10 protein-coding genes and 1 other RNA gene are annotated in these 13,338 nt (G+C 75.0%); 7 read left to right on the top strand and 4 right to left on the bottom strand.

Going from position 1 to position 13,338, the window contains the following annotated elements:
- Positions 1–43: 43 nt before the first annotated feature.
- Genes A0J59_RS09070 through A0J59_RS09080 form a run of 3 tightly spaced genes read left to right on the top strand, consistent with a single transcriptional unit; the run spans position 44 to position 3,052 of the window.
- On the top strand, positions 44–1,024 hold the full coding sequence (locus A0J59_RS09070; protein WP_082918877.1) for a Nif3-like dinuclear metal center hexameric protein: 981 nt from the start codon (positions 44–46) through the stop codon (positions 1,022–1,024).
- A gap of 52 nt (positions 1,025–1,076) precedes the next feature.
- Positions 1,077–1,820 (top strand): zinc ribbon domain-containing protein, encoded by a 744-nt coding sequence (locus A0J59_RS09075; protein WP_047233957.1) that lies wholly within the window; start codon positions 1,077–1,079, stop codon positions 1,818–1,820.
- Positions 1,817–3,052, top strand: coding sequence for a bifunctional RNase H/acid phosphatase (locus A0J59_RS09080; protein ID WP_064315898.1), 1,236 nt, complete (start codon positions 1,817–1,819; stop codon positions 3,050–3,052). Before A0J59_RS09075 ends, A0J59_RS09080 begins: the two co-directional genes overlap by 4 nt.
- 112 nt (positions 3,053–3,164) lie before the next feature.
- Here A0J59_RS09080 and A0J59_RS09085 read toward each other — a convergent pair whose 3' ends face one another.
- Positions 3,165–3,512: a TfoX/Sxy family protein gene (locus A0J59_RS09085; protein WP_064315899.1), complete on the bottom strand. Its 348-nt coding sequence runs from the start codon at positions 3,510–3,512 to the stop codon at positions 3,165–3,167.
- 79 nt (positions 3,513–3,591) lie between these two features.
- Complete coding sequence (locus tag A0J59_RS09090; protein WP_064315900.1) at positions 3,592–4,434, bottom strand: YaaA family protein; 843 nt, start codon at positions 4,432–4,434, stop codon at positions 3,592–3,594.
- Between the two features lie 86 nt (positions 4,435–4,520).
- Between A0J59_RS09090 and A0J59_RS09095 the strand changes: the two genes are divergently transcribed.
- A complete protein-coding gene (locus A0J59_RS09095) occupies positions 4,521–4,904 on the top strand; it encodes a tautomerase family protein (RefSeq protein ID WP_053371222.1) in 384 nt (127 codons plus the stop codon).
- A gap of 66 nt (positions 4,905–4,970) precedes the next feature.
- Here A0J59_RS09095 and recQ read toward each other — a convergent pair whose 3' ends face one another.
- Both recQ and A0J59_RS09105 read right to left on the bottom strand, forming a co-directional pair.
- Positions 4,971–6,800 (bottom strand): DNA helicase RecQ, encoded by a 1,830-nt coding sequence (gene recQ / locus A0J59_RS09100; protein WP_064315901.1) that lies wholly within the window; start codon positions 6,798–6,800, stop codon positions 4,971–4,973.
- A 68-nt stretch (positions 6,801–6,868) separates the two neighbouring features.
- Positions 6,869–8,947, bottom strand: coding sequence for an AAA family ATPase (locus A0J59_RS09105; RefSeq protein ID WP_082918878.1), 2,079 nt, complete (start codon positions 8,945–8,947; stop codon positions 6,869–6,871).
- A gap of 117 nt (positions 8,948–9,064) precedes the next feature.
- Between A0J59_RS09105 and rnpB the strand changes: the two genes are divergently transcribed.
- From rnpB to A0J59_RS09120, 3 genes are all read left to right on the top strand, one after another.
- Positions 9,065–9,477: RNase P RNA component class A (gene rnpB, locus A0J59_RS09110), an RNA gene on the top strand.
- A 61-nt stretch (positions 9,478–9,538) separates the two neighbouring features.
- Positions 9,539–10,357 carry a hydroxymethylpyrimidine/phosphomethylpyrimidine kinase gene (locus tag A0J59_RS09115; protein WP_064315902.1) on the top strand — a complete coding sequence of 273 codons (819 nt, stop codon included), beginning with the start codon at positions 9,539–9,541 and terminating at the stop codon, positions 10,355–10,357.
- Positions 10,358–10,595: 238 nt separating this feature from the next.
- Positions 10,596–13,217, top strand: coding sequence for a phosphoenolpyruvate carboxylase (locus A0J59_RS09120; RefSeq protein ID WP_064315918.1), 2,622 nt, complete (start codon positions 10,596–10,598; stop codon positions 13,215–13,217).
- Positions 13,218–13,338: the final 121 nt, after the last annotated feature.

Below are 13,338 nucleotides of genomic sequence, written 5' to 3' on the forward strand. Positions count from 1 at the left end.
ATCGGACGGCACCCGGGCCTCCCGCGCGGGATAGCCTGCCGCCATGACCGTCGCGCCCGACCCGAGCACCGGCACGTCGACCGAGCCGGAGGCCGACGGCGCCGCGCACCCGACGCTCGGCCGCGTCGTGCGGACCCTGGACGAGCTGTACCCGCCGTCGACGGCGGAGGCCTGGGACGCCGTCGGGCTCGTGGCGGGGGACCCGGGCGCGCCCGTGCGCAAGGTGCTGTTCGCCGTCGACCCGGTCGAGGACGTCGCGGACGAGGCGCTCGCCTGGGGCGCAGATCTCCTGGTCACGCACCACCCGCTGTTCCTGCGGCCCGTGCACTCGGTCGCGGCCACGACGTTCAAGGGCTCGCTCGTGCACCGGCTCATCCGGGGCGGGTGCGGCCTGTACGTCGCGCACACCAACGCCGACGCGGCGGAGCGCGGCGTCGCGGACGCGCTCGCGGACGCCCTCGGCCTGCTGCACCGCGTGCCGCTCGTCGCCCACCCGGCGCCGTCCCCGCACGAGGCGGCGTCGACCGGGACGGGCCGCGTGGGGCGCCTGGCGGAGCCGACGACGCTGCGCGGCTTCGCGCAGCGTGTCGCCGAGGCCCTTCCCCCGACGGTGCAGGGCGTGCGCGTCGCGGGCGACCTCGACGCGACCGTGGAGTCCGTCGCGGTCGTCGGCGGCTCGGGCGACTCGCTGTTCGACGCCGTCCGCGCGAGCGGCGCCGACGTCTACCTCACGTCCGACCTGCGCCACCACCCGGTCTCCGAGCTGCGCGAGCGCGCCCGGCTCGAGGGCGACGGCGAGGCCGGCACGCCCTTCCTCGTCGACGTGCCGCACTACGCCTCCGAGTGGCCGTGGCTCCGCTACGCTGCCGAGGACCTCGCGCGCGCCCTCGAGCGCGCGCAGCCGGGGACGGTCGTCGAGACGCGCGTGAGCACGCTCGTCACCGACCCGTGGACCGCGCGGATCGCGTCGGCGCCCGCGGACCCGCGCTCCGACCGGCCCGACCCCGACGCCCCGTCCGCCTGACGCCCCGACCCTGCACGCCGGCCCCGCACGGGGCCCACGAAAGGAACCACCTGTGGCCACTGCACCGCCCGCCGACCAGCTCCGCCTGCTCGACGTCCAGGAGCTCGACACGCGGGCGCAGCAGCTCGCGCACCAGCGCAAGAACCTGCCGGAGCACGCGCGCATCGCCGAGCTCGACGCCCAGATCGCGGACCTGCGCGGCAAGCTCGTCGAGTCCCGCACCGCGGTGAGCGACCTCAAGCGCGAGCTCACCAAGGCGGAGACCGACGTCGAGCAGGTGCGCACGCGCGCCGCGCGCGACCAGTCGCGGCTCGACTCGGGGCAGGTCGGGGCCAAGGACGCGCAGGCGCTCGTCGCGGAGCTCGAGTCGCTCGCGCGGCGCCAGGGCGTGCTCGAGGAGGTCGAGCTCGACGTCATGGAGCGCCTCGAGGCGCACGAGGAGGCGCTCGCGAAGCTCGAGTCGGCGAACGCCGAGCTCGAGGCCGCGAAGGCCGAGGTCGTGACGGCGCGGGACGCGCGCTACGCCGAGCTCGACGCCGAGGCCGGCCAGGTCGCGGGCAAGCGCACCGAGGCCGTCGCGGGTCTCGACGCCGGGCTCCTCGCCCTGTACGAGCGCGTGCGCGACCAGAACGGCGGTCGGGGCGTCGTCGCGCTGCGCGGCCAGCACGTGGACGGGCTCAACGTCTCGCTGAGCCCGGCCGAGCTCGCGGCGATCACGTCGGCCGCGCCCGACCAGGTGGTGCGGCTCGAGGACTACGGCCACATCGTGGTCCGGCCGGAGGGCGCCGGCGCGTGAGCGCGGCCGGTCGGCGCCACCTCGTCGTCGAGGCCGACGGCGGGTCCCGGGGGAACCCGGGGCCCGCGGGCTTCGGCGCGCTCGTGCGCGACGGTGAGACCGGACAGGTCCTCGCCGAGCGCGCCGCGTACCTCGGGGTGACGACGAACAACGTCGCCGAGTACTCGGGCCTCGTCGCCGGGCTGCGCGCCGCGGCCGAGATCGACCCGGACGCGCGGGTGACCGTGCGGATGGACTCGCGGCTCGTCGTCGAGCAGATGTCGGGTCGCTGGCAGATCAAGCACGACGACATGCGCCGCCTCGCCGCCGAGGCCGCGTCGGTGCTGCCCGCGGAGCAGGTCGCGTACGAGTGGGTGCCGCGCGCGCAGAACTCCGCTGCGGACGCCCTCGCGAACGAGGCGATGGACACGGCGGGGACGGTCGCGCGCGACTACCCGCCCGCCGCCGCTCCGGGTGCCGGCGACGACGAGCCCGACCCCGCCGCTGCCGACGCGCCCGCCGAGGTCCCGGGGGAGTCGGCCGCGTTCGACACCCCCGCCCGCCCGTCCGGTGCCGCGGTCCGGTTCGACGACGCGCCCGCCCTCACGGTCGTGCTCGTGCGGCACGGGCAGACGCCGCTCACCGTCGCGGGTGCGTTCAGCGGGTCGTCGGTGCCGGGCCCGTCGCTCACGGCGCGCGGCCGCACGCAGGCGGCACAGGCCGCCGACCTCGTGTTCCGGGTCGGGCGCCAGGCGTGGCCCGACCTTCCCCGGCCGACCACGATCGTCGCCTCGCCGATGGTGCGCGCGCAGGAGACCGCGCGGGCGGTCGGTCGCCGGCTCGGCGTCCACGTCACGACGGACGACCGGTTCGCCGAGGTCGACTTCGGAGAGTGGGAGGGGCTCACCGCCGCGGAGGTCGACGCCGCGTGGCCGGGCCGCCTGCACACCTGGCACACGACCGGCACGACCGCGGCCCCGGGCGGCGAGTCGTATGCCGACGTCGGGGCGCGCGTCTGGCACGGGCTCCAGGACCTCGTGGACACGCTCCTGCCGGGTGCGGGGCCGGCGGGCCGGACGGCGGTCGTCGTGGGCCACGCGGTGCAGGTGCGCGCCGCGATCGGCACGGCGATCGGCGCACCGCCGTCGCAGTGGTCGCGCGTGCGCGTGCCCCCGGCGTCGGTGAGCATCCTGCGCCTGTGGCCCGACGGAACGAGCGAGCTCACGGCCCAGGGCGTCCCGAGCGACCTCTGACGTCCCTCCGCCGCGAGGTAGAACCTCCGGTCGCGAGGTAGAGCTCCGCGCGTTCTACCTCGGAGCACCGAGTTCTACCTCGCGCCCGGGGTCCGGCGCCGTTGCGGCAGGTTCACCCCTTTCGCGGCTTCTTCACCTTGGCGGGTTCCGTGAGGGCGTGCTCGACGGCCGTCGCGACCCACGCGTCGAGCTCGTCCGGGTCGGCGACCCGCGCGCCGTCGACGAGGATCATCCCCGTCATCGGGCGGACGCCCATCTCCATGACCGTTCCGCCGCGTTCGAGCGCCGCGTCCGTGCCGTCCTTGCCGACCCGCACCATGAGGTCGTCGCGGGTGACGCCGAGCGCCATGTGCGTGTTGACGAGGAACGCGATCCCGCCGAACATCTTCCGCTCGTCGAACGGCGCGCGCGGCCCCAGGGCGGCGCGGATCCGCTCGGCGAGGTCCTCGCTGTAGACCATGGGTCCACTGTGGACCGTGTCCTGCGGCACCGCAGCCGCTGTGCCGTCGCCACCGGGCTGCCAGGCGCCGGCGGATCGCTCAGGCGATGACGAGCTCGAGCGTGCGCGGCCCGCTCCGGGTGGTCGCGTCGTGGAGCGTCGTCTCCAGCAGGCGGTAGCTCAGGCCCGAGCCCACCTCGGTGCCGATCACCGTGCCGACGAGCTCTCCCGCGGCGTCGAGCAGCCCGTCGGCGGACGACGGCGACGCCGCCGCCCGGCGCAGCAGGTGCCCGGCGAGCACGCCCCGGGTGTGCTTGGCGTTGTGCGAGACGACGGTGCGCTTCCCGGCGTGCTCGCGGACCACCCGCACCGCGACCCAGTCGGCCGCGCGCGGCCCGGAGGCCGTGGGCTTCCAGGCGCCCACGTAGGTCGCGGACCGGCAGTCGACGACGACGTCGCCCGCCGCGCGCTCGTCGAGCACGGGGGCGAGGTGCGGGCGCCACGCGGTGGCGAGCTTCCCGACGCCGGGCAGGTCGACCGCCATGGAGAGCCGGTACGCGGGGACCCGGTCGGCGGGGGAGAGAGCCCCCCACAGCGCCGATACGACCCGGACGTCCTCGCGGGCCCGCCGCGCGGCCTCGCCGCCGGACGCGAGCGCGCCCGCGAGGTCGGCGGCGCCGTAGAGCACGCCCGTGTAGACGTCGGCCGCGGAGCCCGCCGGTGCCGTCCGCAGGGACGTGTTGCGGCGCACCTCGTCGGCGAGCCCCGGCGTCGTGCCCAGGACGTCGTGCGCGTCCGGGCGCGCGCTCGCGGCGGCGAGCGCGTCGAGGACCTGCGCGCGGTGCGCGGTGAGGGCGGGAGAGCTGAGCGAGCCGAGGTCGACCGGCGCGGCGCCGTCGGGCGCGGGGGTCTTGCCCTCGGACGGGGGGAGCAGCACGAGCACGCGGCCACTCTACGAGCGCTCGCCGCGTCGTCGCGGCGGGTGACCAGGGACGGCGGCGTGGGGTGCGTCACGGCTACGCTCGCCCGATGGCCCAGGTGAAGATCTACGGACGGCGCAGCGTGTGGGGCGAGCGGCGGACGGAGGTGTCCGACGCGCTGCACGACGCGCTCGTGCGCACCTGGCAGCTCCCGCCGGACAAGCGGTTCCACCGCTTCCTGCTCCTGGACGACGGCGACCTGGTCGCCCCCCGCTCGGACGCGTACCTCGTCGTCGAGGTCGTGTGCTTCACGGGCCGCACGCGCGAGGCCAAGCGGGCGCTGATCGCGGCGCTGTACGACGACGTCGTGCCCGCCCTCGGCCTCACCCCGGACGACGTGGAGCTCGTGATCCTGGAGAGCCCGCGCGAGAACTGGGGCATCCGCGGGGTCAGCGGCGACGAGCTCGCGCTGTCGTACCGCGTTGACGTCTGACACCGATCCCCGGAGGCTCCCTGCGCCTCAGGTGACGGGACAGCCCCGTGCCCGGTGCGCGGCGACTCATCCCGCCTCGGCGACGACGGCCAGCACCGCGTCGCCGTACCGGGCGAGCTTGTTCTCGCCGACGCCGCTCACCAGCGCGAGCCGCTCGAGCGACCCGGGCCGGGCGGTCGCGATCCCGCGGAGCGTCGCATCCCCGAACACGATGTACGCGGGCACGCCCTGGGTCTTCGCCTCGCCCGCCCGCCAGGCGCGCAGCGCCTCGAACAGGGGGACGTCGGCCTCGGCCAGCTCGGCGGCGGCCGCCGCCTTCCGTCCCTTCGCCGCGCGCACCGGACGCGCCGGCTCGTGCCGCATCCGGACCTCGCGTCGCCGGGCCAGGACCTCCCCGCTCGCCGCGGTGAGCACGAGCGTCCCGTGCGCGCCCTCGACGGTGAGCAGCCCCTGGGCGAGGAGCTGGCGCACCACGGCCCGCCACTCGTGCTCGGACAGGTCGTTCCCGACCCCGAACACCGACAGCTCCTGGTGCCGGAACCGTCGGACCTTCTCGGTGTCCCGGCCGAGGAGGATGTCGACGACCTGCCCGACGCCGAAGCTCTGCCCGCGCTCGCGGTCCAGACGGAACACCGTCGAGAGCACCTTCTGCGCGGCGACCGTCCCGTCCCAGGCCTCGGGCGGGGCGAGGCACGTGTCGCACGACCCGCAGCCGCCCGGGTGCTCCTGCCCGAAGTAGGCGAGGAGCTGGGCGCGGCGGCACTCGACGGTCTCGCAGAGGGCGAGCATCGCGTTCAGGTGCTGGCCCAGGTTGCGGCGGTGCGCGGCATCGCCGTCGGACGTCTCGATGAGCTTGCGCTGCTGCACGACGTCGGCGAGGCCGTAGGCCAGCCAGGCGGTGGACGGCAGTCCGTCACGCCCGGCGCGCCCCGTCTCCTGGTAGTACCCCTCGACGGACTTGGGCAGGTCGAGGTGCGCGACGAACCGGACGTCGGGCTTGTCGATGCCCATGCCGAAGGCGATCGTCGCGACCATGACCACGCCGTCCTCGCGCAGGAACCGGGACTGGTTCGCGGCGCGCACCGCCGCGGGGAGCCCCGCGTGGTAGGGCAGCGCCTCGATCCCGTTCTCGACGAGCGTCGCGGCGGTCTTCTCCACCGACGCGCGCGAGAGGCAGTAGACGATCCCCGCCTCTCCGGCGTGCTCGGTGCGCAGCAGGTCGAGCAGCTGCTTCTCCGGCCGGTCCTTGGGCACGATCCGGTAGGTGATGTTGGGCCGGTCGAAGCTGGAGACGAAGTGCCGCGCGCCCTCCAGGTCGAGGCGCTGGGCGATCTCGGCCCGCGTCGCGGCCGTCGCCGTCGCCGTCAGCGCGATGCGCGGGACGGACGGCCAGCGCTGGTGCAGCACCGACAGCTCGAGGTAGTCGGGCCGGAAGTCGTGGCCCCACTGGGACACGCAGTGCGCCTCGTCGATCGCGAAGAGCGCGATCTGCGTCCTGTCGAGCAGGTCGAGGGTGGCGCGGCTCCGAAGCCCTTCCGGTGCCACGTAGAGCAGGTCGAGCTCGCCCGCCACGAGCGCGCGCTCCACGGCGCGGCGGTCCTCCGAGGACAGCGTGGAGTTGAGGAACGCCGCGCGGACGCCGAGCGCCGCGAGGGCGTCCACCTGGTCCTGCATGAGGGCGATGAGCGGGGAGACCACGACGCCGGTGCCCGCGCGGACCAGGGCGGGGATCTGGTAGCACAGCGACTTGCCCCCGCCGGTCGGCATGAGCACCAGGGCGTCGCCGCCGTTGACGACGGTGTCGATGACGGCCGCCTGCTCACCCCGGAACGCGTCGTACCCGAACACCCGCCGGAGCACGTCGAGCGCGGGATCGGTCGCAGTCGCTGTGGCCACCCGGGCACCCTACCGAGGAGTGCCGACACGACGGTCCCGGCGCGTCCGCGCCACCACCGAGGCGCCCGTCACGGGCGGCGGAGCTCGGCGGGCAGGTCGTCCCGGTGGCGGACGGCGAGCGACGTCACCGCGCGGGTCAGGCAGACGTACAGCCGCCGCAGGCCCGTGACCCGGTCGGGCTCGCCCCGGACGACGCCCTCCGGGTCGTCCAGCACGACGTGGTCGAACTCCAGCCCCTTCGCGAGCGACGCGGGCACGAGGTCGAGGCGTGCATCGAACTCGACCGCGCCGTCGTCGTCCGACGCCTCGCCGACGACCGCGAAGGGGAGGCCGGCCTGGGTGAGGGCCCCGCGCGCGGCCTCCGTGCCGGCGTCGGGCACGATGAGCCCGACCGACCCCTCCCGGTCGAGCGCCGTACGGGCCAGGTCCACGAGCGGATCCGTGGTGAGGACCAGCTCGCCCCGGGCGCGGCGGACGGCGACGGGCGGGTCGAGGTCCGGCGCGATCGAGGGGAGCAGGCGGGCCGCGTACTCGATGACGTCGCCGGGCACGCGGAAGCCGGCGGTGAGCTGCTCCACGTGGCCGTCGGGCTTGCCGAGGTGCGTCAGCGCGTCGGTCCACGAGGAGACGCCCCACGGCGTCGTCGCCTGGGCCAGGTCGCCCAGCACCGTCAGGGAGCCCGTGCGCGCCCGGCGCCCGAGTGCGCGCAGCATCATCGGCGACAGGTCCTGCGCCTCGTCCACCACGACGTGCGCGACCGACGCGCCGCGGGTCAGCAGGTCAGCGACCTCGTCGAGCAGGACGAGGTCGGCCAGCGTCCAGCGGGCCGTCCCCGGCGTCCGGGAGGGTCGCTCCGGACGCAGCAGCTCCTGCTCGGCCGCGGTGAGGACGCCGTCGGCGCTCGCGGCGAGGAACGCGGGGTCGACGAGGAGCCGGTGCAGCAGCGCCGTCGGCGTGACCTTCGGCCACACCGCGGCGGTGTAGTCCCGGACCGGGCGCGTGCGCGCGAGCGCGTCCCACGCCCGCTCGTCGAGCGCCTCGCCGGACTCCTCGATCTGCACGAGGATCCGGTGCGCGAGCGCGTGCCGCAGGTGGTCGCGACCGGCCTCGAAGCGCGGCTCCCGGCCGACCACCTGCGCCACGCACTCGCGCGCCTCGTGCGCGGCGACGCGCCAGCGGCGCGCACCGCGCGGCAGCACCAGGGCCTCGCTCGGCTCGGCGACGTGCGACCACACCGCGCGGCGGAGCACCTCGGCCAGGCGCCCGTCGCCCTTGAGCCGCGCGACGTCCGCGGGCTCCGTCCCGCGCAGGCGACCGTGCGCGGCGACGATCTGCTCGACGGTGGTCTGGGTCGCGTCGACCTCGCCGAGGGCGGGCAGCACGTCGCGGATGTACCGCAGGAAGCTCGCGTTGGGCCCCACGACGGTCATCCCGGCGCGGCTCACCCGCTCGCGGTGGGAGTACAGCAGGTACGCGGCGCGGTGCAGCCCGACGGCGGTCTTGCCGGTGCCGGGCGCGCCCTGCACGACGACGGTCCGGTCGAGCCCGCTGCGCACGATGACGTCCTGCTCGGGCTGGATAGTGGCGACGATGTCGCGCATCGGCCCGGTACGGGGCCGCTCGATCTCGGCCTCGAGGATCGCGGAGGGCTCCGCGCCGGGTCCCGGGGCGGTGAGCGCCTCGTCCTCGAAGCCGGTGAGGGCACCGCGCTGGAAGCCGTAGCGGCGGCGGGCCGTGACACCCATCGGCTCGGTGCGGGTGGCGCGGTAGAAGGGCGTGCTCACCGGGGCGCGCCAGTCGACGACGAGCGGGTCACCCTCGGGGTCGGAGACGTGGCGGCGCCCGATGTGGAAGACCTCTTCGGGCTCGTCGTCCGTGCCGTCGAGGTCGATCCGTCCGAAGAAGAGCGGGACCTCGGGGTCGTCGGCGAGCTGGGCGAGCCGTCGGGCGAGCGCCGCCTCGAGATACTCGGCGCTGACCCGGTCGCCCGCCAGGGCGTCGAGCGACCCGGCCTGCTCGCGCATGCGGGCGAGCTGCGTGCGGGCCTCGGCCAGGAACTCCTGCTCCCGGGCGAGCTCGCCCGAGGTGTCTCCGGCGGGTGCCGCGGACGAGGTGTCGGGGGCGGACGGTACGGCGGGGGCGGGCACGACAGACCTCCGGGAGCCGGCTTCGAGGGGGTGGGACATCCTACGGGGCAGCACCCTCCGGTCGACCGGTCGCTGGTTCGACGAGCCGCCCGGGAGCGGTAATCTTGCCGGTGCGGACGAGTCGGTCGGGCGGTCGCGTCGAGGGGCCTCGGTCCCTCGCCGAGGAACGTCCGGGCTCCGAAGGGCAAGGTGGTGGGTAACGCCCACCCGGGGTGACCCGCGGGACAGTGCCACAGAGAACAGACCGCCGCGTCGGGAAGGGCTCCGGCCCCGCCCGGTGCGGTAAGGGTGAAACGGTGGTGTAAGAGACCACCAGCGGACCGGGTGACCGGTCCGGCTCGGTAAACCCCACCTGGAGCAAGGTCAGACAGACTGTGTCTGAGGGCTGCCCGCCCGATTCTCCACGGAGAAGCGCAGTCGGGTAGACCGCTCGAGCCCTGCGGCGACGCAGGGCCTAGATGGATGACCGTCGCCCGCGCGAGGGCGACCTCGCGCGGGAACAGAACCCGGCGTACAGACCGGCTCGTCCGCCCGCCTCTCCCGGCACGACCGGGAGGACGGCACTCCGTCCTACTCGTGCCGAGGAGCACCATGTCCCACCACGACGCGCACACGCCTCCGCTCGCCTACGTCATCGCCGGATCCGAGGCCACCGGCGGCGCCGGCATCCAGGTCGACCTCAAGACGTTCCAGGAGCTGGGCACGTACGGCGTCGGCACGCTCACGTGCATCGTCTCGTTCGACCCGAAGAACGACTGGGGCCACCGGTTCGTCCCCGTCGACCCGCAGGTGATCGCCGACCAGTTCGAGGCGGCGACGGTCACGCACGAGCCGTCGGTCGTGAAGATCGGCATGCTCGGCACGCCCGCGACGATCGACGTCGTCGCCGAGTCGCTGCGCTCGCGCACGTGGGAGCACGTCGTGCTCGACCCGGTCCTCATCTGCAAGGGCCAGGAGCCCGGTGCCGCCCTCGACACCGACACGGCGCTGCGCGCACAGGTCCTCCCGCTCGCGACCGTCGTCACGCCCAACCTCTTCGAGACGCGCACGCTCGCGGGCGTCGAGTCGATCGAGACGGTCGAGGAGCTCGTCGAGGCGGCGCGCAAGGTCCAGGCGCTCGGCCCGCGCGCCGTCGTCGCGAAGGGCGGCGTCGAGCTGCCCGGCCCGGACGCGGTCGACGTGCTGGTCGACGGCGACGAGGTGCACGTGCTGCGCACGCCGAAGATCGGCGAGGAGCGCGTGAGCGGCGCGGGCTGCACGTTCGCCGCCGCGATCACCGCGGAGCTCGCCAAGGGCGCGTCGGTGCTCGACGCCGCGCGCGTCGCCAAGGACGTCGTCACCGCCTCGATCGAGGATCGCGTGGCGTCGAACGCGCCCTTCGACGCCGTCCGCGTCGGCGCGCGCCGCTGACTGCGACCGGTCCGGTGGGTCGCAGGCCGCGACCCCCTGTCGACCGGTGCTCGACCGACGATCACCCCTCGGACGCCTGCACGTCCCCTGACGGTCAAGGAATACTCTCGTCACCGTGAACGACCTCTCCCCTTCGGAACTGTCCCCGTCGCCGGGTGCTGCCGACGGCCCTGACCGGGCCGCCGCCGACGTCTCCGACGACACCGGGCACGCGGGGCGCGGCCTCGCCCGCCACGACGTGCCCGCCCCGCTGCGCGACGACGTCCGCCTGCTCGGTGGGCTCCTCGGCACCGTGCTCCGCGAGACGGGCGGCCAGGACCTGCTCGACGACGTCGAGCGCCTGCGCGAGCTGTCCATCCGCGCGTACGACGACCCGTCCGGCGCCGTGCTGGCCGAGGCGGAGACGCTCGTCGAGGGCCTCTCCATGGCCCGCGCCGAGCAGGTCGCCCGTGCCTTCACGTGCTACTTCCACCTCGCGAACCTCGCGGAGGAGTACCACCGCGTGCGCGTCCTGCGCGAGCGCGAGGCCGAGTTCGCGACCCGCGCGACGACGCCCGACGACTCCCTCCCGGAGGCGTTCGAGCAGCTCGTCGGCGAGGTGGGCCGCGAGGAGGCGCTGCGTCGTCTCCGCGGCCTCGAGTTCCGCCCGGTGCTCACGGCGCACCCGACCGAGGCCCGCCGTCGTGCGGTGTCGGGCGCGGTGCGCCGCATCGCGACCTTGCTCGACGAGCGCGACGCCCAGCGCCTCGGCGGCACGTCGCTCGCGGAGAACGAGCGCCGCCTGCTCGCCGAGATCGACACGATGTGGCGCACCGCCCCCATCCGCGAGCACAAGCCGTCCGTCCTCGACGAGGTGAAGACGGCGCTCGGTGTGTTCGACGCGACGATGTTCGACACGTTCCCGACCGTCTACCGCCGCCTCGACGACTGGCTGCTGGGTGACGAGGCGGGCCGCGAGGAGCCCCTCGTACGGCCGTTCGTCAGCCTCGGCACGTGGATCGGCGGCGACCGGGACGGCAACCCGAACGTCACGGCCGAGGTCACGCGCCAGGCCGCCGCGATCGCGGCGGACCACGCGCTCGCCGCGCTCGAGCAGCAGACGCGCCTCGTGGGGCGCAAGCTCACGCTCGACCAGGACGGCACACCGCCGTCGGACGGGCTGCGCGCTCTGTGGGAGCGGCAGCGCCGGCTCTCGGAGGCCGTGACCGTCGCCGCGTCCGAGGCGTCCCCGCGCGAGCCGCACCGCGCGGTGCTGCTCGTCGTCGCGGACCGCATCGCCGCGACGCGGGCGCGCAACGCCGACCTCGCGTACCCGAACGCCGAGCAGCTCGAGTCCGACCTGCGGGTCGTCCAGGAGTCCCTCGTCGCCGCGGGCGCGCCCCGCGCCGCGTACGGGGACCTCCAGCAGCTTGTCTGGCAGGTGGAGACCTTCGGCTTCCACCTCGCCGAGCTCGAGGTGCGCCAGCACTCCCAGGTCCACGAGGGCGCGCTCGCCGAGATCGCGGAGAAGGGCCTGCGCGGCGACCTGTCCGACCGCACGCGCGAGGTGCTCGACACGTTCCGCGCGCTGGGCGCGGTCCAGCAGCGGTACGGCATCCGTGCCGCACGCCGCTACATCGTGTCGTTCACGCAGAAGCCGGAGCACCTCGCCGCGGTGTACGAGCTCGCGGAGCTCGCGTTCGAGGGCTCCGACGAGGCGCCCGTGGTCGACGCGATCCCGCTGTTCGAGACCTTCGCCGACCTCCGGGCGAGCGTCGACATCCTCGAGTCGATGCTCACGCTGCCCCAGGTGCAGCGCCGGCTCGCCGAGAACGGGCGCCGCGTCGAGGTCATGCTCGGCTACTCGGACTCGTCGAAGGACGTCGGCCCGGTCTCCGCGACGCTCGCCCTCCACGACGCGCAGAGCCGCATCGCGCACTGGGCCGAGCGGCACGACATCACGCTCACGCTGTTCCACGGCCGCGGCGGTGCCCTCGGACGCGGCGGCGGCCCGGCGAACCGCGCCGTGCTCGCCCAGCCCCCGGGCTCGGTGGACGGCCGGTTCAAGCTCACCGAGCAGGGCGAGGTCATCCTCGCGCGCTACGGCGACCCGACGATCGCGTCGCGCCACATCGAGCAGGTCGCCGCGGCGACGCTGCTCGCGTCGGCGCCGTCCACCGAGAAGCGCAACGCCGAGGCGACCGAGCGCTACCGCGACCTCGCGGCCGCGCTCGACGAGTCGTCGCGTCGGTGGTTCCACGACCTCGTGCGGGCGGACGGGTTCCCGCAGTGGTTCTCCCAGGTGACCCCGCTCGAGGAGGTCGGCCTCCTGCCGATCGGCTCCCGGCCGGCACGTCGCGGCCTGTCCGTCTCCTCGCTCGACGACCTGCGGGCCATCCCGTGGGTGTTCTCGTGGTCGCAGGCCCGCATCAACCTCGCCGGGTGGTACGGGCTCGGGACGGCGCTGAAGGAGTTCGGCGACCTCGAGCTGCTCCGCGAGGCGCACCGCGAGTGGCCGCTCTTCGCGACGCTGCTGGACAACGTCGAGATGTCGCTCGCCAAGACGGACGAGCGCATCGCCGAGCGGTACCTCGCGCTCGGGGACCGCGACGACCTCGCGCAGGCGATCCTCGACGAGCTGCGCCTCACGCGCGAGCAGGTCCTCGCGGTCACGGAGAACGCGTGGCCGCTCGCCGGCCGCCGGGTGCTGGGCCGCGCGGTCCAGCTCCGCAGCCCGTACGTCGACGCGCTCTCGCTGCTCCAGGTCCGCGCGCTGCGCGGTCTGCGCTCCGGCGCGGAGGGTCCGGTCAAGGACGAGCTCCAGCACCTCCTGCTGCTCACAGTGAACGGCGTCGCCGCCGGCCTGCAGAACACGGGCTGACGCCCCCACGCTCCCCGTCACGACGGCCGCCATGCCGACCCCGCACGGGGTCCGTGGCGGCCGTCGCCGTCTGGACACCCGTCCAACTGTTGAATGAATCCTCAACGATCGCTCCGGGGAA

The organism is Cellulosimicrobium sp. I38E, from assembly GCF_001647255.1.
Taxonomy (GTDB): domain Bacteria; phylum Actinomycetota; class Actinomycetes; order Actinomycetales; family Cellulomonadaceae; genus Cellulosimicrobium; species Cellulosimicrobium cellulans_E.

Bases quoted from the DNA above. Each gene is read 5' to 3' on its own strand.
- A0J59_RS09070 (WP_082918877.1), top strand. From the start codon at position 44: ATGACCGTCGCGCCCGACCCGAGCACCGGCACGTCGACCGAGCCGGAG.
- A0J59_RS09085 (WP_064315899.1), bottom strand. From the start codon at position 3,512: ATGGTCTACAGCGAGGACCTCGCCGAGCGGATCCGCGCCGCCCTGGGG.
- A0J59_RS09095 (WP_053371222.1), top strand. From the start codon at position 4,521: ATGGCCCAGGTGAAGATCTACGGACGGCGCAGCGTGTGGGGCGAGCGG.
- A0J59_RS09115 (WP_064315902.1), top strand. From the start codon at position 9,539: ATGTCCCACCACGACGCGCACACGCCTCCGCTCGCCTACGTCATCGCC.